Origin of the sequence: Serratia sp. NFX21 (assembly GCF_048517035.1) — a bacterium.
Taxonomy (GTDB): domain Bacteria; phylum Pseudomonadota; class Gammaproteobacteria; order Enterobacterales; family Enterobacteriaceae; genus Serratia; species Serratia quinivorans.
This window is the reverse complement of sequence record NZ_CP183196.1, coordinates 787960-812887: the sequence shown is the minus strand read 5'-3', so window position 1 is coordinate 812887 and position 24928 is coordinate 787960. Positions and strand designations below refer to the sequence as shown.

Sequence of the window (24928 nt, the reverse complement as noted above, 5' to 3'; positions counted from 1 at the left end):
TATGTTAATGACCAGGAAGCGTTCACCTGCCCTTAGTGTGACGCTGTTTAAATCTTTACCATTTGGCAGGCATACTCTGCAAGCCTTGTTTTATCTGGGTTTTGTGCAAAAAACGAACTCACGTGATTTGATTTTCAGTGTCGCCAGGCATAATTTATTGTTATTAAAAGCTTAATTTTATGTGAGGTGAATCACAATAGCACCTGGGATATTGAGTTTGATACATGATGAAAATGCGTTAACTTTCGTTAATCTTGCATATTTAGTCCGATAGAGATGTTTGTATTCTGTTACATTAAAGTTTTCAAAATGAAAATATTCGGGCCTCACAGGCTTCCTATTTAATAGGATGATTCCGAAATTTTTTCCTTATTAGCACTCTTGGCTGACGGCTTGGCTATTAATATCGACATCGAATATTAAAGGTGCTCTACGGTCCGAAAAGGTTTAACAGAGATTTTAATCTCGGCATTTTATATTAACTAATACCGATAAAAAGCGGAGTTATTGCCGAGTTGGTTATTCTTTTTAGTTCTTTAGATAGCGTTTTCTGACTAAAACTTCCTATTTAACTGCTTTCTCCCACCAAGCAGGCAGATGCCCCACACGAATGAGGCAGAACTATTACAAATCAATATCTTCGTTGCGTGATCTGCCGCCCAAAAAAGAAACAAAGAATCGGAGCAAACTATACTTAACCTCTAGTTGACATATTATTAACAACTTCAAGGAGAAAAGCCATGAGCCAAGTGCATAAACACGCTATTCCTTCTGCAATTGCAGAACACGCCCTGATTAATCCGACGCAATATCAACAATATTATCAACAGTCTGTGCAAGACCCAGAAACGTTTTGGGGCGAGCAGGGAAAAATCCTGGACTGGATAAAACCTTATAGCCGGGTGAAAAACACCTCGTTCGATCCAGGCCATATCAGCATTCGCTGGTTTGAAGACGGCACCCTTAACCTGGCGGCCAACTGCCTCGATCGCCACTTGGCCGAACGCGGCGACCAAACCGCCATTATCTGGGAAGGTGACGATCCCACCCAGTCAAAACAGGTGACCTACAAACAACTGCACCACGATGTCTGCCAATTCGCCAACGTGCTGAAAAAGCTGGGCGTCAAGAAAGGCGACGTCGTGGCTATCTATATGCCCATGGTGCCGGAAGCCGCTGTCGCCATGCTGGCCTGCGCCCGCATCGGGGCCGTGCATTCGGTGATCTTTGGTGGTTTCTCGCCGGAAGCCGTGGCCGGACGTATTATCGATTCCAACTCTAAACTGGTTATCACCGCCGACGAAGGCCTGCGCGCTGGGCGTGCCGTTCCGCTGAAGAAAAACGTCGATGACGCGCTGAAAAATCCAGGCGTGAAAAGCATCACCAACGTGGTGGTATTCCAGCGTACCGGCAAACCGGGTTACTGGCAGGAAGGCCGCGATCTGTGGTGGCATGAACTGACTGCGGGGGTTTCCGCCGACTGCCCACCAGAAGAGATGAATGCGGAAGACCCGCTGTTTATCCTTTATACCTCCGGCTCGACCGGTAAACCCAAGGGCGTGCTGCACACCACCGGCGGTTATCTGGTGTATGCCGCCATGACCTTTAAATACGTATTCGATTACCACGACGGCGACGTGTACTGGTGTACCGCCGACGTCGGTTGGGTCACCGGCCATAGCTATCTGCTGTACGGCCCGCTGGCCTGCGGTGCCATTACCCTGATGTTTGAAGGGGTGCCGAACTACCCTGGCGTTAACCGTCTGTCACAGGTGATCGACAAGCACCAGGTCAATATCCTGTATACCGCCCCTACTGCCATTCGTGCCCTGATGGCCGAAGGTGACAAGGCGATCGAAGGCACCAAACGCGATTCGCTGCGCATCATGGGCTCGGTCGGCGAGCCGATCAACCCGGAAGCCTGGGAGTGGTATTACAATAAAATCGGCAACGCCAAATGCCCGATCGTCGACACCTGGTGGCAGACCGAAACCGGCGGCTTTATGATCACTCCGCTGCCCGGTGCCACCGAGTTGAAAGCCGGTTCCGCTACGCGGCCGTTCTTCGGTGTTCAACCGGCACTGGTCGATAATATCGGCACTGTGCAGGAGGGCGCCTGTGAAGGCAACCTGGTGATCACCGACTCCTGGCCAGGCCAGGCTCGCACGTTGTTCGGCGACCACGATCGTTTCGAACAAACCTACTTCTCCACCTTTAAAGGCATGTATTTCAGCGGTGACGGCGCACGCCGTGATGAAGACGGATACTACTGGATCACTGGCCGTGTCGATGACGTGCTTAACGTCTCCGGTCACCGCCTGGGCACCGCCGAGATCGAGTCGGCCCTGGTTTCCCACCCGAAAATCGCCGAAGCGGCGGTGGTCGGCATCCCTCATAACATCAAGGGCCAGGCGATTTACGCCTATATCACGCTGAACCACGGTGAAGAACCGACGCCTGAGCTATATACCGAAGTACGTAACTGGGTACGTAAAGAAATAGGACCGATCGCCACGCCGGATGTGCTGCACTGGACAGACTCTCTGCCAAAAACGCGTTCCGGCAAGATCATGCGTCGCATCCTGCGGAAAATTGCCGCCGGTGATACCAGCAATTTGGGAGATACCTCAACGCTGGCGGATCCGGCCGTAGTCGAAAAGCTGTTGGAAGAAAAACAATCAATGAAAGTTCCGTCGTAATTTCCGCCGCCTCAGGCCGATCAGTGGGAAAATAACCCGGTGATCGGCATCAAGCGCGGCGTACTCTATCAATACCTACTGGAGATGCTCTGATGAATGACACCATTTATCAAGGGATTGAGGAAAACCCGCGCTTTATAGAACTGGTGCGAAAACGTAGCCGATTCGCCTGGCTGCTTTCACTGATTACACTGGCGCTGTACGTCAGCTTTATTTTATTGATCGCTTTCGATCCACAGTGGTTGGGCACACCGATCGCTGAAGGATCGACCATTACCCGCGGGATCCCGGTCGGCGTCGGCCTGATCGTGATCTCTTTCGTGTTGACCGGGATCTATGTATTCCGCGCCAACGGCGAGTTCGATCGCCTGACTGCAGAAGTCCTGCGTGAGGTGAAGAAATGAAGCCTTTATTGTCTGTCGCCGCCCTACTGATGCTGCCGGGCCTGGCTTTTGCTGATGCCATTAGTGGCGAAGTTCATCGCCAGCCGCTGAACATTCAGGCGATCGTGATGTTCGTACTGTTTGTCGGTGCCACGCTATACATCACTTACTGGGCTTCCAAACGAACTCGTTCACGCCAGGATTACTACACCGCAGGCGGCAAAATCACCGGCCTGCAGAACGGCCTGGCGATTGCCGGCGACTTTATGTCAGCCGCTTCTTTCCTGGGTATTTCCGCACTGGTGTATACCTCTGGCTATGACGGACTGATTTATTCCATCGGCTTCCTGATCGGCTGGCCGATCATTTTGTTCCTGATTGCAGAACGCCTGCGAAATCTGGGCCGTTATACCTTTGCTGACGTGGCCTCTTACCGACTTAAGCAGAAACCAATCCGTACCCTTTCGGCCTGCGGCTCACTGGTGGTGGTCGCGCTATACCTGATTGCACAGATGGTTGGCGCCGGTAAGCTGATCCAGTTACTGTTTGGTCTTAACTACCACGTGGCGGTGATCCTGGTCGGTATTTTAATGGTGCTGTACGTGCTGTTCGGCGGCATGCTGGCAACCACCTGGGTACAGATTATCAAAGCGGTATTGTTGCTGGCCGGTGCCAGTTTTATGGCGCTGATGGTGATGAAGTCGGTCAATTTTGACTTCAACACCCTGTTTGCCGAGGCCGTGAAGGTGCATCCAAAAGGCATCGCCATCATGAGCCCGGGCGGACTGGTGTCCGATCCTATTTCCGCGCTCTCGTTGGGGCTGGCGCTGATGTTTGGTACTGCGGGTCTGCCGCACATCCTGATGCGCTTCTTTACCGTCAGCGATGCCAAAGAAGCCCGCAAGAGTGTGTTCTATGCCACCGGCTTTATCGGTTACTTCTATATCCTGACCTTTATTATCGGCTTCGGCGCAATTTTGTTAGTCGGCCCTAATCCGGCATTCAAAGACGCTACCGGAGCGCTGTTGGGCGGTACCAATATGGCAGCGGTGCATTTGGCCAACGCCGTCGGCGGTAACTTCTTCCTCGGGTTTATTTCGGCGGTCGCCTTCGCCACCATTCTGGCGGTGGTTGCCGGCCTGACGCTGGCAGGAGCTTCTGCGGTATCTCATGACTTGTACGCCAGCGTGATTAAAAACGGTAAGGCGACCGAGCGTGATGAACTGCGGGTTTCAAAGATTACCGTGGTGATCCTGGGGATCGTGGCCATTGCACTGGGGATTTTGTTCGAGAAACAGAATATCGCCTTTATGGTCGGGCTGGCCTTCTCGATTGCTGCCAGTTGTAACTTCCCGATTATCATTCTTTCGATGTATTGGTCACGCCTGACTACGCGCGGCGCCATGATCGGCGGCTGGTTAGGTCTGCTGACGGCGGTGATCCTGATGATCCTCGGCCCAACTATCTGGGTGCAGATCCTGGGGCATGAGAAGGCCATTTATCCTTATGAATATCCAGCGTTGTTCTCGATGATTGTCGCGTTCGTCGGCACCTGGCTGTTCTCGGTCACCGACAGCTCATTGGCTGGGCAGCAGGAGCGTGAGCGCTTCCGTTTCCAATTTGTACGTTCGCAAACCGGCCTGGGGATTTCCCAGGGCAGTTCGCATTAAAATAAAACCGTGGGTTCAGCATGCTGAACCCACTTTTTATTATCACTGACAGCAAAAAACTGCCCCTAACTGTCTGTCAGTCACGTCACTCTCCGCTAACCTCATTGCGCGCAGTCAGGCCAATGGCGGCCACACCTCGCTTAATCTCCGCATTCTGCATATACAACCGCCAAATGATGCCTGTGCGATAATTTTCGAGCATGACGACGCTAATCCCTTTTTCCAGCCCATTAACTGATGAAGAGTACCAATACGGCTTAACATCCAGGTTATAACCGCTTTTAAAGCCGTACTTGCCCCAGGTATAAGGGTGGTTCCGGTAATAGTTTTGCATCGCCGCCAGTGATGCTTGTGGCGTGAATACAATGGCGCCTACTGCGCCGGAAAGCACCATAGTGCCATCCGTGCTGGCCGCCGTCGCCGGTGGCGCACCATAGGTGCCATGATAGATGCCATCTGGGCCTGGCGCCGCCGACAGTCCCCATGAATCAGGACCGAACGTCTTGAAGTTATCCTGTTCATCAATGCTGTATTGGCGACTGATTTGCGAGTTGAGCACCGCATCGTTAAACCAGTCATCACCCAGCTTATCGACCTTGCCACGGAAATCGACCCAGGCATTAGAAAACTGGTTGGTAAAGCTGGAGCCAAACCAGGTATCAAACACCGGCTCACTCCCGCGGTACGATCGTTTAGCACGATTTATGCTGTAGAACATATCGCCATTGACCGGATGCGTCGGAGAGCCTGCCGCCAGTACATACATGCTGGCCTGTTCAACCGGGCCGGACCATTTGTACTCATTGAATCCACCGCCATTCTCCGGGTACCACGCCATATAAAACTGATTGGTTATAGGATCGCGGAACCACTCCCAGTCGACTTTGTGATAAATCTGGTCCGCCATTTGTTTGATTTCACCCCCGAAGAACTCCCCGGCAACAATCACGCCATTCAACGCCAGTGTGGTATCAATAGTTGAAAGTTCAGAGTTCCAGGCCCGTTTCCCCGTCCACTTATTCAGGAAGTGGTAGAAGAATCCCCGGTGTTGATCGACATTATTCAACAACATATTCAGCGTGCCCAGGGTGCGTGCCGCCCCTTCATCCCAGGTGATCCAACCGTTGTTAACGCCAATTGGAATCGCCGACAGGGCAAAACCGACCTGCGCCACATTGCAGATCGCCGAGGGCTTCGCGTCGCTAACCAAACCGTAGCCGGGGCTGGCAGGATCGCTATTGGCCATTTCCCAGAAGAAATTGAAACTTTTTCTGGTTTCCAACGCAATCAACGCGGAATCGCTGATCTCGCGTACCGGAGGATTGGCCGTATCAAAAATTTGCAGTTCGTAGATTGTAGGAGAATCGCTCGCAGCCGTAATATTCAGCCTGATTTGCGATGCCTTAACGCGAGGGAAATAAAGCTCGGCGTTTTGGCCAAGGGTCGTCCCCTGATAAACCGGCAACCACTGCCCATTTTGCAGGGCTTCAAGCGTGAAGGCCGCAATCCGAGACTCATACTCTTTGATTCTCACCAGATCGAAATCAATTTCAGCGCCCAAATCCACCACAAGCCACGCCGGAAGCGGATCGTTATGAGAGGCCCAGCGGCTGCCAGCATCACCATCAATGGCTTTATCAGCCCCATACTGCGGTTGTTTGAACCAAACGCTGCTGGCACTGGCCTGGGCATTGATATCCCACAACAGGTTGTAACTAGGACGCACCTCAAAACTATGTCTCTCCCCTTTAGTGCCCTGAGGATAGGTTTCCTGGATATAAAACTGGGAATGTTCCAACAACGACGGCAGTTCAAGGTGGAAACGTCCATCGTCTGCCACCGAGCCGAAAATCGACGCCCCGTTTTCAGTGGTGACTTCGAGCTTACTCCCCGGGGTCGCCGAACCCATCAACCAACGGCTCTTGTCGGTGAAACCTTCATTATCCAAAGTGAGAGGCGCTATCACCGTGACGTCACACTCAGCGGAATATGCACCATCTACACTTTCGACGGTGATCTTCGTGAAGCCGGGTTTAAGCGCATTAACGGTGCAAATAGTTTCATTCGCTTGCAGGATGACCACATCTTGGCGCGTATTTTTCCATTTCAAATCATCGGCCTGTACTCCCTTGATACCCGCGATCAAGGTAAACTGCTTGCCCACCTCCAACGTGACCGTTTCCTGATTCAGCGTGATGCCGAGCGGATCGCCTTGCATCAGTGTTTGCTGCGTCAATCCAGGCAGGGTCTCATGCCCTTGCTGATTGGCAACCATCGCATCCTTGATTTGCAGTCCATACTGCGGGGAATGTCTTCGCGTCGTAAAGGTAAACAATGCCTGCCCGGCCGGTAATGGCTGGTCGGAGACAAATACCAGGCGTAACTTTTCCGCGGCAAACTCTTTGCGTAACAGCCTGATGTCGGCCAGTAGGGGAATAACCTGTTCTACCTGGGTATTATCCACCTCAATCGTAATATCGGCGGCACAGATATCATCGCTGCCGTTTGCCAGCATTAATTGATAGCTACCGACGCTGTTCGACGGCGTATTAACCACTTGGGTCATCACCCATTCAGGCAAGTCTGCATCTGACAGCTCATCTTGCCTCATGAACATATTGCGTAAACCCACTTCATCACTGGTCTGTGGGATATTCAATGCATGGCACACCATAGCGGCAATATCTTTCGTGGAGCCGCCCAACAGCGTTTTTTCACCTACCGTCTCTCTGGCAACGGTTCGACCATTCGCCGCGATAAAGACAGTTCGCGCCAATGCGGAGTTTTGCCCATGACTAAAGTTCTGCGTTTGAGTCCCGTCCGCCTGCTCGGTACCGCCACCGTGGTCGGGGGAGATAATCACCAAAGTATCTTCACATAAGCCCTGCCGTTCCAGCTCACTGATAATCTTCTCGACTTGCCCATCTGCCGTGGTCATTGCCCGGTAATAGTCCGGTCCGTAGTATCCCTTTGAATGTCCGGCCAGATCGATATTGCTTAGATGGACCATCATGAATGCAGTATCTTTCATCTTGCCGCCGGCAATATAGGCCGTGACTTTTTCCACGATAGCCGCATCATAATCTTTGACGCACTCCACCCCAAGCGAAGGCTCAATCAGGCTATTGGCAATGGCATCCCAGGAAACGTAAGCGGCAAGCTTGCGGTTTGGCATGGCCTGTCGCAGCCGTTTAAATAAGGTCGGATAGAGGCTGTTTTCCGGATAGTAGTATTCGGCAGCGACACCATTGGTTACCCCGTGTTTACTCGTATCTACACCGGTAAGTATCGCCCCCCAGTTTGGGGCAGAGTCGGACGGCATGACCGATTGCGCCGTGTAGGTCACCGCGCCTTGTTCAATCATTTTTCGTAAATACGGAATATGTAGTCGTTCGCCAACCGTTTCTTTTTTCGACTCCACGGAAGGCCAATAGGGAGCCTGCATGCTGACACCGGCACCCGCACCATCCAGACCAATAAATAGCACGCGCTTATAAGGCATAAAAGCAAGCTGCTCTGCAACATGGACTTGCCGATCATGGGGAAGGCCAATAATATCGCCTAATGTGATCACACCATCCTGGTTAGCGTCCAGGGATAATGCCTCGTTGATCGTCAGATGATGTGTTTCCACATCCAGCGAATCAATCTGATATAAACGACCATTCTCGTAGAATTGACAATTTGACAAAGAGAACTCACCGGCACCCGCTGCTGCAGTGGTTTTGAACCGCAGTTCCCCCACTTTTGTTTTTTGCCAGTCTAAAGGGGCAGTATTGTTGAAGGTACGGCCGCCATATACGCTGACTTTCAAAACACCGCTTGCTGTAACCTGTGCAGAAATATCTCGACCAACGGCCTCAATAAATTCAAATAAGGATGAATCATAATGAAGTTCGCTGGTGCAATCATCAATGACATTCACCATATCGTTGGTACGTAAATGCAGATTCAGCGTAAACGCAGAGCCCATCACCGTCTGTTCCGCCCCAACGAATTTCAAGCTACCGCTAAATTTCTCGGTCAAGGGTTTAACAATGAGATCGCGATATTCCTCATAGAGTGCCAGTGCTTCCTGCCTGTCTACAGCCCGGTTGATAATCCGTAGCTCATCAATCATTGTTTCGTTGCTTAGGCGATACTGGCCCATAGCATCTGCACCAACAGCGATATCCAACGTAGTTGCGGTATCCCCCGAAAAACGAATATCAATCTGTTGTTTCAGCACACCGTCTTTAAAGAAACAGGCATTGCCAAAGCGATCGTGACTCACCGTGATCTGATGCCAGCGGCCATCTGCCACATAAATAGGATAGTCATCAGCAAGATCATAACGACCGGCGCTGTCCCCCTTCCAATTCCAACTCAGTGCATTTTTATGGATCCCTAATTGCCAGCCTGGATTGCCCCCACTGTTCCAGTCTTTATTCGAAATAATCGTTTGCTCTTTATTGCCGGTAGGGGCCTTGATCCAAAAGCACAGGCTAAAATCACCTGACAAATCATTTTGTAATTCTGGATTAGGAATGGTGATAAAACTATCGCCATTGAACAAAAATGCACTGTTGGCAAAACCGGATACATATTCCTCCTTGCCATGTATGACTGCATCGTAGCCATTAACCGAGGCATCATTTAAATGATCATTAAAGTCATAATGCAGCGAGATAGGTGCCGGAGTGAGTTTCTCATAATACTCGTCATATTCTTGTTGGACTTGCTGGGCGGAAATAATGGTGTTGGTTATGTTTACTCGATCGAGAAAAGTGTTTGCCAATCGATATTCACCTCGACCATCCGCGCCGATATTAAAATCAAAATGGGTGTTAGTGTGTCCACTGTTGGCAATAGTGACCCGGGACTGCTCCTGACCATCGAGATAGAAAACAGCGTCTCTGGAACGATCGTGTGCAATAGCAACATGATGCCATTTAAAATCGGCGATAGGGATATCCGCCATATCCAACCGGCGACCATAAGCACCTTGCCAATTCCACCTTAGGCTTTTACCACTAATCCCTATTACCCAACCAATGTTCCCGCCAACACGCCAATCTTTGTTAGAAAATATAACCCCTTCATATTGTGCGTTAGCCTTTACCCAGAAAGAAACGCTGAAGTCACCATCCAAAGCGGGAAATAACTCACTTTGTGGTAGCGTAATATACGATTTGTCTAATTTAGCTGCCAGTCCATCAAAACCACGAACAAAGCCAATATCCCCGGTTGCTATACCATCGTTGCTTTGGCCTGAACTGTCTTTGAGATCCCCTTCAAAGTTCATGAAGACGGTCAGTGGCTTCTGCAGTTTATCTTTCAGATCATAAAATCTTTGCTTAATGTCTTCTTGAGTTAATACTTTATCGTGGATCTCAATCTCATCCAGATGACAGCCCTTTAAAGGATATTGACCCAGAGCATCCGCACCGATAACCGTTGTATATCCACTATCAATACTGCCCGAGTTAGAAATATTAATGTTATATACTTGCCCCCCATCTTTATAAAAAATAGCGTCACCCTGACGGTCAAAAGTGACTGCAATGTGATGCCACTGATTGTCAGCAACTTTTATATTTTGTTCAGCGCCGACATCTAAACGTGAACCAGAGACCCCTTTCCAATTACAGACCAGATAATCATGATTAATACCCACCAACCAGCCGATATTTGAGCCTTTACCCCAATCTTTATTAGAGATAATCACGCCATCACTTGATGATCCAGATTTAATCCAGAACGATAGGCTAAAATCACGATCTGTAGAAAATAAAAAACTATCCCTGACCAGTGAAATAGTGCCATTTTCGAAATAACCATTCTGGCCAATATTGTTTTTAACCAGAATGATATTACCCTCAACTTTCTCTATATTATCACTCCCTGAGATATCGTTAATTTCCTTATTGAAGTCTATCCTTGCCAGCAAAGTATCGGCTTTGTCGGCAGTATTACCTTCAAATACCGTTTTTGTATATTCATTGTTCATATTTTCCGCCTATTTTAAATAATGTTTTTAAAACAAGCAGACAATACCATGGTGAATATAAGGTTATAACTTGTCCCTGTAGTGTGGGAACTCACACTACAGATGAATATATGAGAACAGGTAAATAGCGGATGAGAAATATAGCGTGATTTATGTGATGCGCATTGAAGAGTGATATGAAAATTGGTGTGATAACGGTCATTTATTTATAGCAGGCAAAGCAAAAAGGCCATCCTTACGGATGGCCTCTTGGCTTAATTGATGCCTGGCAGTGTCCTACTCTCGCATGGGGAGACCCCACACTACCATCGGCGCTACGGCGTTTCACTTCTGAGTTCGGCATGGGATCAGGTGGGACCACCGCGCTATTGCCGCCAGGCAAATTCTGTTTCATTCTTGGCCGTCATTTGCATGACCACCAGAACCAATCTCGGAACGCGCTGAAAATCTCTCAAATCAAAACACTTTTGGTGTTGTAAGGTTAAGTCTCACGGATCATTAGTACTGGTTAGCTCAATGCATCGCTGCACTTACACACCCAGCCTATCAACGTCTTAGTCTTAAACGTTCCTTCAGGGGAATCAAGTTCCCAGGGAAGACTCATCTCGAGGCAAGTTTCGCGCTTAGATGCTTTCAGCGCTTATCTTTTCCGCACTTAGCTACCGGGCAATGCCATTGGCATGACAACCCGAACACCAGTGGTGCGTTCACTCCGGTCCTCTCGTACTAGGAGCAACCCCTCTCAATCTTCCAACGCCCACGGCAGATAGGGACCGAACTGTCTCACGACGTTCTAAACCCAGCTCGCGTACCACTTTAAATGGCGAACAGCCATACCCTTGGGACCTACTTCAGCCCCAGGATGTGATGAGCCGACATCGAGGTGCCAAACACCGCCGTCGATATGAACTCTTGGGCGGTATCAGCCTGTTATCCCCGGAGTACCTTTTATCCGTTGAGCGATGGCCCTTCCATTCAGAACCACCGGATCACTAAGACCTACTTTCGTACCTGCTCGAGCCGTCACTCTCGCAGTCAAGCTAGCTTATGCCTTTGCACTAACCTCACGATGTCCGACCGTGATTAGCTAACCTTCGTGCTCCTCCGTTACTCTTTGGGAGGAGACCGCCCCAGTCAAACTACCCACCAGACACTGTCCTCACCCCGGATTACGGGGCCGAGTTAGAACATCAAACATTAAAGGGTGGTATTTCAAGGTTGGCTCCACGCAGACTGGCGTCCACGCTTCAAAGCCTCCCACCTATCCTACACATCAAGGCTCAATGTTCAGTGTCAAGCTATAGTAAAGGTTCACGGGGTCTTTCCGTCTTGCCGCGGGTACACTGCATCTTCACAGCGAGTTCAATTTCACTGAGTCTCGGGTGGAGACAGCCTGGCCATCATTACGCCATTCGTGCAGGTCGGAACTTACCCGACAAGGAATTTCGCTACCTTAGGACCGTTATAGTTACGGCCGCCGTTTACTGGGGCTTCGATCAAGAGCTTCGCCTTGCGGCTGACCCCATCAATTAACCTTCCAGCACCGGGCAGGCGTCACACCGTATACGTCCACTTTCGTGTTTGCACAGTGCTGTGTTTTTATTAAACAGTTGCAGCCAGCTGGTATCTGCGACTGGCTTCGGCTCCGAGAGCAAGTCTCTTCACCTACGCGCCAGCGTGCCTTCTCCCGAAGTTACGGCACCATTTTGCCTAGTTCCTTCACCCGAGTTCTCTCAAGCGCCTTGGTATTCTCTACCTGACCACCTGTGTCGGTTTGGGGTACGATTCTGTGTTACCTGATGCTTAGAGGCTTTTCCTGGAAGCTTGGCATCAACTACTTCTGCACCGTAGTGCATCGTCATCACGCCTCAGGGTTAGATAAGTCACCGGATTTACCAGGTCACTCCCCCTACACGCTTAAACCGGGACAACCGTCGCCCGGCTAGCCTAGCCTTCTCCGTCCCCCCTTCGCAGTAACACCGAGTACAGGAATATTAACCTGTTTCCCATCGACTACGCCTTTCGGCCTCGCCTTAGGGGTCGACTCACCCTGCCCCGATTAACGTTGGACAGGAACCCTTGGTCTTCCGGCGAGCGGGTTTTTCACCCGCTTTATCGTTACTTATGTCAGCATTCGCACTTCTGATACCTCCAGCAACCCTCACAGGCCACCTTCAACGGCTTACAGAACGCTCCCCTACCCAACAACGCCTAAGCGTCGCTGCCGCAGCTTCGGTGCATGGTTTAGCCCCGTTACATCTTCCGCGCAGGCCGACTCGACCAGTGAGCTATTACGCTTTCTTTAAATGATGGCTGCTTCTAAGCCAACATCCTGGCTGTCTATGCCTTCCCACATCGTTTCCCACTTAACCATGACTTTGGGACCTTAGCTGGCGGTCTGGGTTGTTTCCCTCTTCACGACGGACGTTAGCACCCGCCGTGTGTCTCCCGTGATAACATTCTTCGGTATTCGGAGTTTGCATCGGTTTGGTAAGCCGGGATGGCCCCCTAGCCGAAACAGTGCTCTACCCCCGAAGATGAGTTCACGAGGCGCTACCTAAATAGCTTTCGGGGAGAACCAGCTATCTCCCGGTTTGATTGGCCTTTCACCCCCAGCCACAAGTCATCCGCTAATTTTTCAACATTAGTCGGTTCGGTCCTCCAGTTAGTGTTACCCAACCTTCAACCTGCCCATGGCTAGATCACCGGGTTTCGGGTCTATACCTTGCAACTATTCGCCCAGTTAAGACTCGGTTTCCCTACGGCTCCCCTATACGGTTAACCTTGCTACAAAATATAAGTCGCTGACCCATTATACAAAAGGTACGCAGTCACCCAACAAAGTAGGCTCCCACTGCTTGTACGTACACGGTTTCAGGTTCTATTTCACTCCCCTCGCCGGGGTTCTTTTCGCCTTTCCCTCACGGTACTGGTTCACTATCGGTCAGTCAGGAGTATTTAGCCTTGGAGGATGGTCCCCCCATATTCAGACAGGATGTCACGTGTCCCGCCCTACTCATCGAACTCACAATTAATGCATTTTAGTGTACGGGACTATCACCCTTTACTGTGCGACTTTCCAGACGCTTCCACTAACACAAGAACTGATTCAGGTTCTGGGCTCCTCCCCGTTCGCTCGCCGCTACTGGGGGAATCTCGGTTGATTTCTTTTCCTCGGGGTACTTAGATGTTTCAGTTCCCCCGGTTCGCCTCATACGACTATGTATTCATCGTATGATAGTGCAACGAATTGCACTGGGTTTCCCCATTCGGGTATCGCCGGTTATAACGGTTTATATCACCTTACCGACGCTTATCGCAGATTAACACGCCCTTCATCGCCTCTGACTGCCTAGGCATCCACCGTGTACGCTTAGTCACTTAACCTCACAACCCAAAAGTGTTTCCACTTTCATGCTGCTACATTTGAGAGACTCTATGACAGGGTACTCCTTACTCCAATACTTCTACGGAGGAGTAAGTTTCAGCTGTCATGTTTCAATTTTCAGCTTGTTCCAGATTGTTAAAGAGCAAAATACTTCGCAGCATACTGTTGCCAGTACACTCTGAAGTATTGAAATACAGGACTATATGGTGGAGCTAAGCGGGATCGAACCGCTGACCTCCTGCGTGCAAGGCAGGCGCTCTCCCAGCTGAGCTATAGCCCCATACAGTCACGTGCAGTACCTTTTCCACTTCGAGAAGTGGTAGGCCTGAGTGGACTTGAACCACCGACCTCACCCTTATCAGGGGTGCGCTCTAACCACCTGAGCTACAAGCCTATAAAGGTATTTCTGCTCGTTACTTTCTATCAGACAATCTGTGTGAGCACTTCACGCAATCAATATCATTAGGTAAGGAGGTGATCCAACCGCAGGTTCCCCTACGGTTACCTTGTTACGACTTCACCCCAGTCATGAATCACAAAGTGGTAAGCGCCCTCCCGAAGGTTAAGCTACCTACTTCTTTTGCAACCCACTCCCATGGTGTGACGGGCGGTGTGTACAAGGCCCGGGAACGTATTCACCGTAGCATTCTGATCTACGATTACTAGCGATTCCGACTTCACGGAGTCGAGTTGCAGACTCCGATCCGGACTACGACGTACTTTATGAGGTCCGCTGGCTCTCGCGAGTTCGCTTCTCTTTGTATACGCCATTGTAGCACGTGTGTAGCCCTACTCGTAAGGGCCATGATGACTTGACGTCATCCCCACCTTCCTCCGGTTTATCACCGGCAGTCTCCTTTGAGTTCCCACCATTACGTGCTGGCAACAAAGGATAAGGGTTGCGCTCGTTGCGGGACTTAACCCAACATTTCACAACACGAGCTGACGACAGCCATGCAGCACCTGTCTCAGAGTTCCCGAAGGCACTAAGCTATCTCTAGCGAATTCTCTGGATGTCAAGAGTAGGTAAGGTTCTTCGCGTTGCATCGAATTAAACCACATGCTCCACCGCTTGTGCGGGCCCCCGTCAATTCATTTGAGTTTTAACCTTGCGGCCGTACTCCCCAGGCGGTCGACTTAACGCGTTAGCTCCGGAAGCCACGCCTCAAGGGCACAACCTCCAAGTCGACATCGTTTACAGCGTGGACTACCAGGGTATCTAATCCTGTTTGCTCCCCACGCTTTCGCACCTGAGCGTCAGTCTTTGTCCAGGGGGCCGCCTTCGCCACCGGTATTCCTCCAGATCTCTACGCATTTCACCGCTACACCTGGAATTCTACCCCCCTCTACAAGACTCTAGCTTGCCAGTTTCAAATGCAGTTCCCACGTTAAGCGCGGGGATTTCACATCTGACTTAACAAACCGCCTGCGTGCGCTTTACGCCCAGTAATTCCGATTAACGCTTGCACCCTCCGTATTACCGCGGCTGCTGGCACGGAGTTAGCCGGTGCTTCTTCTGCGAGTAACGTCAATGCAATGTGCTATTAACACACTACCCTTCCTCCTCGCTGAAAGTGCTTTACAACCCGAAGGCCTTCTTCACACACGCGGCATGGCTGCATCAGGCTTGCGCCCATTGTGCAATATTCCCCACTGCTGCCTCCCGTAGGAGTCTGGACCGTGTCTCAGTTCCAGTGTGGCTGGTCATCCTCTCAGACCAGCTAGGGATCGTCGCCTAGGTGAGCCATTACCCCACCTACTAGCTAATCCCATCTGGGCACATCTGATGGCGTGAGGCCCGAAGGTCCCCCACTTTGGTCCGAAGACGTTATGCGGTATTAGCTACCGTTTCCAGTAGTTATCCCCCTCCATCAGGCAGTTTCCCAGACATTACTCACCCGTCCGCCGCTCGTCACCCAGAGAGCAAGCTCTCCTGTGCTACCGCTCGACTTGCATGTGTTAGGCCTGCCGCCAGCGTTCAATCTGAGCCATGATCAAACTCTTCAATTAAAAGCTTGATTTGCTTCAACTCGTGAAGCGATGCTCGAAAATAACTTTCGTAATAGTCGTTCAGTTGGACAAGCCAACGAAACAACTTATTGCTTGGTCACTCTTCAAGACTTGATATTTTTTCGAACCCGAAGGTTCTGGATATCGTCTTGTGGAGTGCCCACACAGATTGTCTGATAAATTGTTAAAGAGCAGTGAGTTAGCCGCCGTAGCTTGCTATCTCGAGGTGGCGTATATTACGCTTTCCTCTTTCAGAGTCAACCCCTAAATTTCAGGATTTTTTCTCTTCGAACCCCGGAGACTCTGTGAAGTTGTTCACATGTTCCGTGTCGATGGAGGCGCATTATAGGGAGTTCTCAGGAGGCCGCAATAGGTATTTTCGACAAAAACGATCGTTTGCTGCATTCCACAGCAAAACCCCGCTTTATACCCTGTTGTTAACAAACTTATCCACAGAAGTGATTTGCCCGGAAATTTTACGAGCGCCACGCAAACGTTTTCGCTACAATTCCCCGCGACGAAACGCTCCCCTTTTTACGGGGGCGTTACCTGAATCTGTGCCTGATTACCCCTTTATAGAGAGAAAAACCTTTCCTTATAAAGAGTAGAAGGTGGAAATTCACGTAACGCTCTTTTATTGCGACTCCAAAGCCAAGGGATAAAACCATGCAACAACCTCGTCCAATCCGCCGGGCCCTGCTCAGCGTCTCTGACAAAGCCGGTATCGTTGAATTCGCCGAAGCGCTGTCCCAGCGTGGCGTTGAACTGCTCTCCACCGGTGGCACCGCCCGCCTGCTGGCAGATGCCGGCCTGCCTGTTACCGAAGTTTCCGACTACACCGGCTTCCCGGAAATGATGGACGGACGAGTAAAGACCCTGCACCCCAAAGTACACGGCGGTATTCTCGGCCGCCGCGGCCAGGACGACGCCATCATGGGTCAGCATGACATCAAGCCGATCGACATGGTGGTGGTAAACCTCTATCCGTTCGCCCAGACCGTGGCGCGCCCGAACTGCTCACTGGAAGACGCGGTCGAGAACATCGACATCGGCGGCCCAACCATGGTGCGCTCCGCGGCCAAGAACCACAAAGACGTCGCCATCGTGGTAAAGAGCAGCGACTACGCCGCTATTATTACCGAGATGGATAACAACGACGGTTCACTGCAATACACCACCCGTTTCGATCTGGCCATCAAAGCCTTCGAGCACACCGCCGCTTACGACAGCATGATCGCCAACTACTTCGGCGCGCTGGTTCCGGCCTACCACGGCGATACCGAACAACCTGCCGGTCGTTTCCCTCGCACCCTGAACCTCAACTATATAAAGAAGCAGGATATGCGCTACGGTGAGAACAGCCACCAGCAAGCGGCCTTCTATATAGAAGAGAACGTTCAGGAAGCCTCTGTCGCCACCGCGGAACAACTGCAAGGCAAAGCGCTGTCCTACAACAACATCGCCGACACCGACGCCGCACTGGAATGTGTGAAGGAGTTCGCCGAGCCGGCCTGCGTGATCGTCAAGCACGCCAACCCATGCGGTGTGGCGATCGGCGATGATATTCTGGCTGCCTATGAGCACGCCTATCAAACCGACCCGACCTCTGCTTTCGGCGGCATCATCGCCTTTAACCGCGAACTGGACGCCGCTACCGCACAGGCCATTATCAGCCGTCAGTTTGTGGAAGTGATTATCGCGCCGAGCATCAGTCAGGAAGCTCGCTCCCTGTTGGCAGCCAAACAGAACGTGCGCGTACTGGCCTGCGGCCAATGGCAGCAACGTATTGCCGCTCTCGACTTCAAACGTGTCAACGGTGGCCTGCTGGTGCAAGACCGCGATCTGGGTATGGTGAGCGAAGGCGACCTGCGCGTGGTATCTGAACGTCAGCCGACCGCGCAGGAACTGCGTGATGCGCTGTTCTGTTGGAAGGTCGCCAAGTTCGTGAAGTCCAACGCTATCGTCTATGCACGTGACAACATGACCATCGGCATAGGCGCCGGCCAGATGAGCCGCGTTTACTCTGCCAAGATCGCCGGGATCAAAGCCGCGGACGAAGGCCTGGAAGTCAAAGGCTCCGCCATGGCGTCTGACGCTTTCTTCCCGTTCCGTGATGGCATCGATGCCGCCGCAGCGGTGGGCATCAGCTGCGTGATCCAGCCAGGCGGTTCGATCCGCGATGATGAAGTGATTGCCGCCGCCAATGAGCACGGTATCGCGATGATCTTCACCGACATGCGCCACTTCCGCCATTAATCCTTCTTTTGCCGCGTGCGCTACGGCGCACGCTCTGCGTGGAGCACCTGATGAATATTTTAATTATCGGCAACGGCGGGCGTGAACACGCGCTGGCCTGGAAAGCCGCTCAGTCACCGTTGGCAGATAAAGTCTATGTTGCGCCGGGCAATGCCGGTACCGCATTAGAAAGCAATCTCGAGAACGTCGCGATCTCCGCTACCGATATTCCGGCGCTGGTTGCCTTTGCCCAGAGTCATGACATTGGTCTCACCATCGTCGGGCCGGAAGCGCCGCTGGTGATTGGCGTGGTTGATGCCTTCCAGGCCGCCGGCCTGAAAATCTTTGGGCCATCTCAGGCAGCAGCCCAGCTAGAAGGCTCTAAAGCCTTTACCAAAGACTTCCTGGCGCGTCATAACATCCCAAGCGCCGAGTACCAAAACTTTACCGAGGTTGAACCGGCGCTGGCTTATCTGCGCAGCAAAGGCGCACCTATCGTCATCAAGGCCGACGGCCTGGCCGCAGGCAAGGGCGTAATCGTCGCCATGACGCTGCAGGAAGCCGAAGACGCGGTGCAGGACATGTTGGCCGGTAACGCTTTTGGCGATGCAGGTCACCGTATCGTGATAGAAGAGTTCCTTGAAGGTGAAGAAGCCAGCTTTATCGTGATGGTCGACGGCGAGAACGTGGTGCCGATGGCCACCAGCCAGGATCACAAACGCGTCGGCGACGGTGATACCGGCCCGAACACCGGTGGCATGGGTGCCTACTCCCCGGCACCGGTAGTCACCGATGAAATCCACCAGCGCGCCATGGATCAGGTCATCTGGCCAACCGTGCGTGGCATGGCTGCGGAAGGTAATACCTACGTCGGTTTCCTTTACGCCGGGTTGATGATCTCCGCCGACGGCCAGCCAAAGGTGATTGAGTTCAACTGCCGCTTTGGCGATCCGGAGACCCAACCGATCATGCTGCGCCTGCGTTCTGATCTGGTCGAGCTGTGTCTGGCAGGTGCGGAAGGCAAGCTGGGCGAGAAAACGTCCGAGTGGGATGAACGTCCTGCGCTAGGCGTAGTGTTGGCCGCCGGTGGTTATCCGGGTGATTACAACAACGGTGAAGTCATCCAAGGTCTGCCACAGCAGGAAAGTGCCGACGGTAAAGTGTTCCACGCCGGTACCCGCATGCAGGGCAATGACGTGGTCACCAGCGGTGGACGCGTGCTGTGCGTAACCGCACTGGGTGAGTCGGTGGCTCAAGCGCAACAACGCGCCTATCAATTAGCGGAAGGTATTCAGTGGCCGGGGAGTTTCAGCCGCAAAGACATTGGCTACCGTGCGATTGCGCGCGGCAAATGATCTGAACACCGCAACGCTCTTGGGCTCCGCAATGCGGGGCCTTTTTTATAGCTGGTCTTCTTTCGGTTCCCAGCGGCAAAAATCGTCGTTCGCTACCAGCAGCAGTTCACGCCCTTCCGGCGCATCCAACCAGGCTATATTCACCGGCTGGCTGCTATTACGGGCACGTCGCGCGATCCAGGCTTCGGCACTGCTATCCAGATCCGGTTTCAACGTTTGACCATCACAGGTTTGTACTACTCCCTGCTGCCAACGCCCCTGCAGCAGCTTCACCTTACCAGCGCGCAGCGCATTGCTTAGTTCCAGCACGCGTCGTGCCTGATATTGATACAGCGCGATTTCATCGGCGGTCAGTTGTTCACGCCGCGTGGCCAGTTGGCGCTGCATAAAGCTTACTCCGCCGTCATCGGCAAAGCGCAATTGAATGGAGTCTTGATCGCCATCGGCGTCAGTGCGTTTGATTTGGCGCAGCTTGCCGTCTTGATATTCGTACAGCGTGGTAACGGTGCCCGGACCACGATAGGGACTGTAGACGCTCATCAACACCAGCGGGCGGTGCCGCTCGTCATCTTTACGCCACAGGCGCATAACGCCCTGGTCGGCCACATAACCGCTGGCACTAAAGGAAGGAAGATCTGAATGACTGCTGCAGGCGCTCAGGCCAGCGGCAATGCCGATGACCATAAGCGCCTGTCGGATAAACAAAAGGGGCACAATTGCCCCTCTGTTTAATCTTTTCACCAACACGCAGTATTACTTAACTGCGTCTTTCAGTGCTTTACCAGAAACGAACGCAGGCACGTTAGCAGCTGCGATTTTGATTTCTTTACCAGTCTGCGGGTTGCGACCAGTGCGCTCGTTGCGGTGGTTTACCTTGAAAGTACCGAAACCAACCAATTGTACTGCATCACCTTCTTTCAGAGACTCAGTAATAGCAGCCAGGGTGGATTCCAGAGCCAGTTTAGCTTGTGCTTTGGAAAGGTCAGCCTTGTCCGCGATTACATCAATCAGTTGAGTCTTGTTCATAAGTTATCCTTACAGTGTGTTTATCGTTTGCAAAGCATCGAGTGCGACGGATATGCCGATGTACAGCACTCCCTGCATACACGCACCGATAGCCACTTTTTTTCCGCCCCCCAAATGTAGACCAGACAGGGTGCGGATGTGAAGCCTTAAGGCACGACAAATGAGGCGTTAAATCACGTTTTCTTGCCTTATTGCGTTAATTTTATCCCGATATTACTAACCGCGGCCTCGCGGAGGTCAGAACGCAACCCTTTGATCAGTTCTAAATCGCGCTCTTCGCAGTCAGCCAACAGGCGGAAAATTTCCCATTGGATGTCCCATTCTTCCTCTACCGCAGGCAGAACCTTGAGCTCATCGTCGGTCATTTCTTTACCGGCCTGAGTCATTTCCAACATCGCCACGGTGCGAATAGACGTTTCGCTGATGGCGATGGCGTGCTCTAGCGTCTCCCCGCTGAGTCGCGAATGGATCAGTTCCCCTAATGCGATACAGGCGTCAATCGCCGGGTAAACGCCGTAAAGATCGTAATCTTCTGCCGCGGGTATCGCCTCTTCCAACTTCTCCAGCTGGCTGTCAAAGTTGACCTTGGCGTCCTTGACCACCAGAGTTTCCCACACCAAATCCAGAATGCGGCGGTAAATTGCCGGTTCGCCGAACTCGGTTTGCAGGCAGAACATCTGGTAATTCGGATACATACGCTCGCACAAACTGGCCATAAAGGTCAAATGTTGCCAGCTTTCAAGCTTTTCCAGACGTAAATGAATCGGGTTACGTAGCATTATTCACTCTCTTACGCGTTATCTGCGCCGCAGTGTACCCGAAATCGGTCATTGCGACACCTCTGGATGCTGCTGCAGCCAGCGCTGGAAGGCCGGGCGGCGCGAGGCGATGGCATCGGCCCAGCGTGTAGGCTCCGGCAAACGGTAGCCCGCCATGCAACGTTGCACCCACGCCAGTGCACTGTCGGCACCAACGCGGTGGCCGGTGGAGATAAACAACGGATTACAGCGCGCCTTACTGCGCCATACCCAACCCAGTTGCTCGCCTTTGTCCTCCAGCGGTGCCAGCGCACCTGTAGCCTCGTCCAGCGGGGCGAACTTACCACACAGGCGCTTTTTGGCTACGCCAATGGTCGGCACGTTGACCAGCAGGCCAAAATGGCTGGCTACGCCCAGACGGCGCGGATGCGAAATGCCATGGCCGTCAACCAGCACCAGGTCCGGCTTTTGATGCAGTTGCTCCCAGGCCGCGAGCAACGCTGGGTATTCACGGAACGATAAGAAACCGGGGATATAGGGCATGGTGGTGGCCACTCGTGCCACCTGGTATTCCACCAGCTCCAGCGACGGATAGCGCAGGATGGCGATAGCGGCGCGAGTCACCGCGCCCTCCTGCTCAAAGCCCACGTCGGCACCGGCGATAAAGGCCGGTGGAACGACCAGGAAATCATCCTGGCGAATGACTTCGGAGGCGCGCAGCCGTTGTTCTGCACGCAGGGCTTGAGTATCTATCACATCCAATCCTTAACGATGGTATTTCCCCGACTGCGCGTGGACGGCTTCAACAAAGGCACCGGCGTTCTCCGGCGGCACGTCCTGATGAATACCGTGGCCCAGGTTGAACACATGCCCTTCGCCGTGGCCGAAACCGGCCAGAATGGTTTCCACTTCCTGGCCGATGCGCTCCGGTGACGCATACAGCATCGAAGGGTCCATGTTGCCCTGCAATGCCACTTTGTCGCCCACGCGGCGGCGTGCATCGGCAATATCGGTCGTCCAGTCAAGACCCAGTGCGTCACAACCGGTTGCCGCCATCGCCTCCAGCCACTGGCCGCCACCTTTGGTGAACAGCGTGACCGGCACACGGCGGCCGTCGTTTTCACGCAGCAGGCCGTCAACAATCTTGTGCATGTAATGCAGTGAGAACTCGCGGTAGTCACGACCGGTCAGCACGCCGCCCCAGGTATCGAACACCATCACCGACTGCGCGCCGGCTTTAATCTGGGCGTTAAGATACAGAATGACGCTGTCTGCCAGCTTATCCAACAGCAGGTGCAACGTCGCCGGCTCGGCGTACATCATTTTTTTCAGTTTGGTGAAGGCCTTGCTGCTACCGCCTTCCACCATATAGGTCGCCAGCGTCCACGGACTGCCTGAGAAACCGATCAGCGGCACTTCGCCCTTCAGCTCGCGACGGATGGTACGCACTGCGTTCATCACATAACCCAGCTCCACTTCCGGGTCGAACGCCGGTAGCTTGTCGACATCGGCACGACTGGTGATAGGCGAGGAGAAACGCGGACCTTCACCGGTTTCGAAATACAGGCCCAGCCCCATGGCATCGGGAATGGTGAGGATATCGGAGAACAGGATCGCCGCGTCCAGTGGGAAACGGCGCAGCGGCTGCAGCGTGACTTCACAAGCCAGCTCCGCGTTCTTGCATAGCGACATGAAATCCCCGGCCTGGGCGCGGGTGGCCTTGTACTCCGGCAAATAACGACCGGCCTGACGCATCATCCATACAGGGGTCACATCCACCGGCTGACGCAGCAGTGCGCGCAGGTAGCGATCGTTCTTCAACTCATTCATTTATGGGGCTCCCTTATTCATCTGCCGGTATTGTAGCGATTTATTGCTCACGGCATAAGGCTACGGTGTCCTCTATCAGGCGACGCGCTACCGTGCCGGGCGGCGGTAATAGCGGCAACCGATCGTAGCGGTACCAACCGGCGTTAAGCAGCTCTTTCGGATCGTGGCGGATCTCGCCGCGGTGGTAATCGGCCATAAAGGCCATCATCAACGAGTGCGGGAACGGCCAGGGTTGTGAGGTGACATAACGCAGGTTTTTGATTTCAATATTACTTTCTTCCATCACCTCGCGTGCGGCCGCCTGCTCCAGCGTTTCGCCAACCTCGACAAAGCCGGCCAGTACGGTATGAATACCGCCGCGATGGCGCACATGTTGTGCCAGCAGGATCTCATCGTCACGCCGAATGGCAACGATCACGCAGGGGGCGATCTGCGGGTAGTAGCGCTCCCGGCAGTGACCGCACAGGCAGGCACTTTCGGTGCGGCTGAGATGCATTTCATGGCCGCAGTAACCGCAGTAGCGATGGGAACGGTAAAACTCGGCCAGTTGTACGCCCCGTCCGGCAAGCTGGAACAGCCCGCGATCCAGTTCTAACAGTTGGCGTACCGATCCCATCTCCTGCGGCATTGCGTGGCGCACCAGCCAGACCGGCAATCCTTCCCATTCGCCAATAACACGAGCCATTCTTCCCAGCAGGGAAAATGACGCGGCCAAACCGCACGGCAATTCACCGTTCGGTAACCAAAGTTTGCTTTCATGGCTGACGATCCACCAGCCATTTTCATTACCCGTTAATGCAAGTTCCATATCGTTGTTGCACAACCTCAGCTTCACTGGCACTCTACAAATCGGCCTTGTTACATTTTAATAACTTACTGTTACGTTTTATTACTTACGGAGTCAAACATGCTCAACCGTTTGGAAAGCCTGACTCAGCGCGTTGGTGGTAGTAATGAATTAGTAGATCAATGGCTTCAGGCACGCAAGCAGTTGCTGGTCGCCTATTGTGCCCTGGTGGGCATTAAACCTAACAAAGAAAAGCATACGCCGCTGAATGAAAAAGCGCTGGAGAACTTTTGCCATAATCTGGTGGATTATCTCTCCGCCGGCCATTTTCATATCTATGACAGAATAATCAAGCAAGTGGAAGGCGCATCCAGTCCGAAAATGTCTCTGGCGGTCAACATCTATCCCAAGCTGTGGGCCAATACCGAGCAGATCATGGCTTTCCACGATCGCTATACCGAAGTGGATATCGATCAGGACCTGTGTCTGGAATTACATCAGGCGTTATCCGATATCGGTGAAACGCTGGCGGCTCGTTTTACCCTTGAAGACAGGCTGATCCAACTGGCGGCTGAAACCTGGCAGCAGGCTGAGCCGGACAAAACGCTGGATCCAGCCGGCTAAAATTTTGTAGTCTTTTTTATTATCCCTCCTATACTGGAGGGCATCTTGTCGGAGTGCCTAGCGCCTGATTTGTTCATCAAATTGGCCAGGCTGAGACCGTTAATTCGGGATCCGCGGAACCTGATCGGGTTAATACCCGCGAAGGGAACAAGAGTAATCTATCGCCACAGGCAG

At 52.5% G+C, this 24928-nt stretch carries 13 protein-coding genes, 2 tRNA genes, 3 rRNA genes and 1 riboswitch; of the genes, 6 read left to right on the top strand and 12 right to left on the bottom strand.

Annotated elements, in window-relative coordinates; genetic code table 11:
• Positions 1-740: 740 nt before the first annotated feature.
• From acs to actP, 3 genes are all read left to right on the top strand, one after another.
• Positions 741-2699, top strand: coding sequence for an acetate--CoA ligase (acs, locus tag ACNT1W_RS03750; RefSeq protein ID WP_368454153.1), 1959 nt, complete (start codon positions 741-743; stop codon positions 2697-2699).
• Positions 2700-2791: 92 nt separating this feature from the next.
• Positions 2792-3103 (top strand): DUF485 domain-containing protein, encoded by a 312-nt coding sequence (locus ACNT1W_RS03745; protein ID WP_012004763.1) that lies wholly within the window; start codon positions 2792-2794, stop codon positions 3101-3103.
• A complete protein-coding gene (gene actP, locus ACNT1W_RS03740) occupies positions 3100-4752 on the top strand; it encodes a cation/acetate symporter ActP (RefSeq protein ID WP_012004762.1) in 1653 nt (550 codons plus the stop codon). The genes ACNT1W_RS03745 and actP overlap by 4 nt, the downstream gene beginning before the upstream one ends.
• An 85-nt stretch (positions 4753-4837) precedes the next feature.
• On the opposite strand, the gene ACNT1W_RS03735 is transcribed toward actP, so the two are convergent.
• The 6 genes from ACNT1W_RS03735 to ACNT1W_RS03710 all read right to left on the bottom strand — a co-directional run bounded on the left by ACNT1W_RS03735 (position 4838) and on the right by ACNT1W_RS03710 (position 16139).
• A complete protein-coding gene (locus ACNT1W_RS03735; protein WP_419246424.1) occupies positions 4838-10741 on the bottom strand; it encodes a glucoamylase family protein in 5904 nt (1967 codons plus the stop codon).
• A gap of 263 nt (positions 10742-11004) precedes the next feature.
• Positions 11005-11120: ribosomal RNA gene (gene rrf, locus ACNT1W_RS03730) — 5S ribosomal RNA — on the bottom strand.
• A gap of 98 nt (positions 11121-11218) precedes the next feature.
• Positions 11219-14128, bottom strand: a 23S ribosomal RNA gene (locus tag ACNT1W_RS03725).
• A gap of 205 nt (positions 14129-14333) precedes the next feature.
• Positions 14334-14409 (bottom strand) — tRNA-Ala (locus ACNT1W_RS03720).
• Positions 14410-14446: 37 nt separating this feature from the next.
• Positions 14447-14523, bottom strand: a tRNA-Ile gene (locus ACNT1W_RS03715).
• Positions 14524-14596: 73 nt separating this feature from the next.
• Positions 14597-16139, bottom strand: a 16S ribosomal RNA gene (locus tag ACNT1W_RS03710).
• Together the 16S, 23S and 5S rRNA genes with 2 tRNA genes alongside form the textbook arrangement of a ribosomal RNA operon.
• A gap of 666 nt (positions 16140-16805) precedes the next feature.
• Here ACNT1W_RS03710 and purH point away from each other — a divergent pair.
• On the top strand, positions 16806-18395 hold the full coding sequence (gene purH / locus ACNT1W_RS03705; protein WP_419246423.1) for a bifunctional phosphoribosylaminoimidazolecarboxamide formyltransferase/IMP cyclohydrolase: 1590 nt from the start codon (positions 16806-16808) through the stop codon (positions 18393-18395).
• A gap of 50 nt (positions 18396-18445) precedes the next feature.
• The gene (purD, locus tag ACNT1W_RS03700) at positions 18446-19729 is read left to right on the top strand and encodes a phosphoribosylamine--glycine ligase (RefSeq protein WP_017891335.1); all 1284 of its coding nucleotides are present in this window, start codon (positions 18446-18448) and stop codon (positions 19727-19729) included.
• A 45-nt stretch (positions 19730-19774) separates the two neighbouring features.
• Here purD and ACNT1W_RS03695 read toward each other — a convergent pair whose 3' ends face one another.
• From ACNT1W_RS03695 to nudC, 6 genes are all read right to left on the bottom strand, one after another.
• The gene (locus ACNT1W_RS03695; RefSeq protein WP_012004758.1) at positions 19775-20413 is read right to left on the bottom strand and encodes a DUF1481 domain-containing protein; all 639 of its coding nucleotides are present in this window, start codon (positions 20411-20413) and stop codon (positions 19775-19777) included.
• A gap of 69 nt (positions 20414-20482) precedes the next feature.
• Entirely contained in the window at positions 20483-20755 is a 273-nt protein-coding gene (hupA, locus tag ACNT1W_RS03690) for a nucleoid-associated protein HU-alpha (protein WP_012004757.1), read from the bottom strand.
• A 188-nt stretch (positions 20756-20943) separates the two neighbouring features.
• Positions 20944-21534: a YjaG family protein gene (locus tag ACNT1W_RS03685; RefSeq protein ID WP_012004756.1), complete on the bottom strand. Its 591-nt coding sequence runs from the start codon at positions 21532-21534 to the stop codon at positions 20944-20946.
• Positions 21535-21582: 48 nt separating this feature from the next.
• The gene (nfi, locus tag ACNT1W_RS03680) at positions 21583-22269 is read right to left on the bottom strand and encodes a deoxyribonuclease V (protein WP_115183412.1); all 687 of its coding nucleotides are present in this window, start codon (positions 22267-22269) and stop codon (positions 21583-21585) included.
• A gap of 9 nt (positions 22270-22278) precedes the next feature.
• Positions 22279-23343, bottom strand: a complete 1065-nt coding sequence (hemE, locus tag ACNT1W_RS03675; protein ID WP_261100580.1) for a uroporphyrinogen decarboxylase — start codon at positions 23341-23343, stop codon at positions 22279-22281.
• Between the two features lie 40 nt (positions 23344-23383).
• Positions 23384-24151, bottom strand: coding sequence for an NAD(+) diphosphatase (gene nudC, locus ACNT1W_RS03670; protein ID WP_012004753.1), 768 nt, complete (start codon positions 24149-24151; stop codon positions 23384-23386).
• A 99-nt stretch (positions 24152-24250) separates the two neighbouring features.
• Between nudC and ACNT1W_RS03665 the strand changes: the two genes are divergently transcribed.
• Positions 24251-24754 (top strand): Rsd/AlgQ family anti-sigma factor, encoded by a 504-nt coding sequence (locus tag ACNT1W_RS03665; RefSeq protein ID WP_012004752.1) that lies wholly within the window; start codon positions 24251-24253, stop codon positions 24752-24754.
• A 39-nt stretch (positions 24755-24793) separates the two neighbouring features.
• A riboswitch (TPP riboswitch) is annotated at positions 24794-24918 on the top strand.
• Positions 24919-24928: the final 10 nt, after the last annotated feature.

What these genes read in the sequence shown, in the direction of transcription:
- acs (WP_368454153.1), top strand. Translation starts at nt 741, where the DNA reads ATGAGCCAAGTGCATAAACACGCTATTCCTTCTGCAATTGCAGAACAC.
- ACNT1W_RS03745 (WP_012004763.1), top strand. Translation starts at nt 2,792, where the DNA reads ATGAATGACACCATTTATCAAGGGATTGAGGAAAACCCGCGCTTTATA.
- actP (WP_012004762.1), top strand. Translation starts at nt 3,100, where the DNA reads ATGAAGCCTTTATTGTCTGTCGCCGCCCTACTGATGCTGCCGGGCCTG.
- ACNT1W_RS03735 (WP_419246424.1), bottom strand. Translation starts at nt 10,741, where the DNA reads ATGAACAATGAATATACAAAAACGGTATTTGAAGGTAATACTGCCGAC.
- purH (WP_419246423.1), top strand. Translation starts at nt 16,806, where the DNA reads ATGCAACAACCTCGTCCAATCCGCCGGGCCCTGCTCAGCGTCTCTGAC.
- purD (WP_017891335.1), top strand. Translation starts at nt 18,446, where the DNA reads ATGAATATTTTAATTATCGGCAACGGCGGGCGTGAACACGCGCTGGCC.
- ACNT1W_RS03695 (WP_012004758.1), bottom strand. Translation starts at nt 20,413, where the DNA reads ATGGTCATCGGCATTGCCGCTGGCCTGAGCGCCTGCAGCAGTCATTCA.
- hupA (WP_012004757.1), bottom strand. Translation starts at nt 20,755, where the DNA reads ATGAACAAGACTCAACTGATTGATGTAATCGCGGACAAGGCTGACCTT.
- ACNT1W_RS03685 (WP_012004756.1), bottom strand. Translation starts at nt 21,534, where the DNA reads ATGCTACGTAACCCGATTCATTTACGTCTGGAAAAGCTTGAAAGCTGG.
- hemE (WP_261100580.1), bottom strand. Translation starts at nt 23,343, where the DNA reads ATGAATGAGTTGAAGAACGATCGCTACCTGCGCGCACTGCTGCGTCAG.
- nudC (WP_012004753.1), bottom strand. Translation starts at nt 24,151, where the DNA reads ATGGAACTTGCATTAACGGGTAATGAAAATGGCTGGTGGATCGTCAGC.
- ACNT1W_RS03665 (WP_012004752.1), top strand. Translation starts at nt 24,251, where the DNA reads ATGCTCAACCGTTTGGAAAGCCTGACTCAGCGCGTTGGTGGTAGTAAT.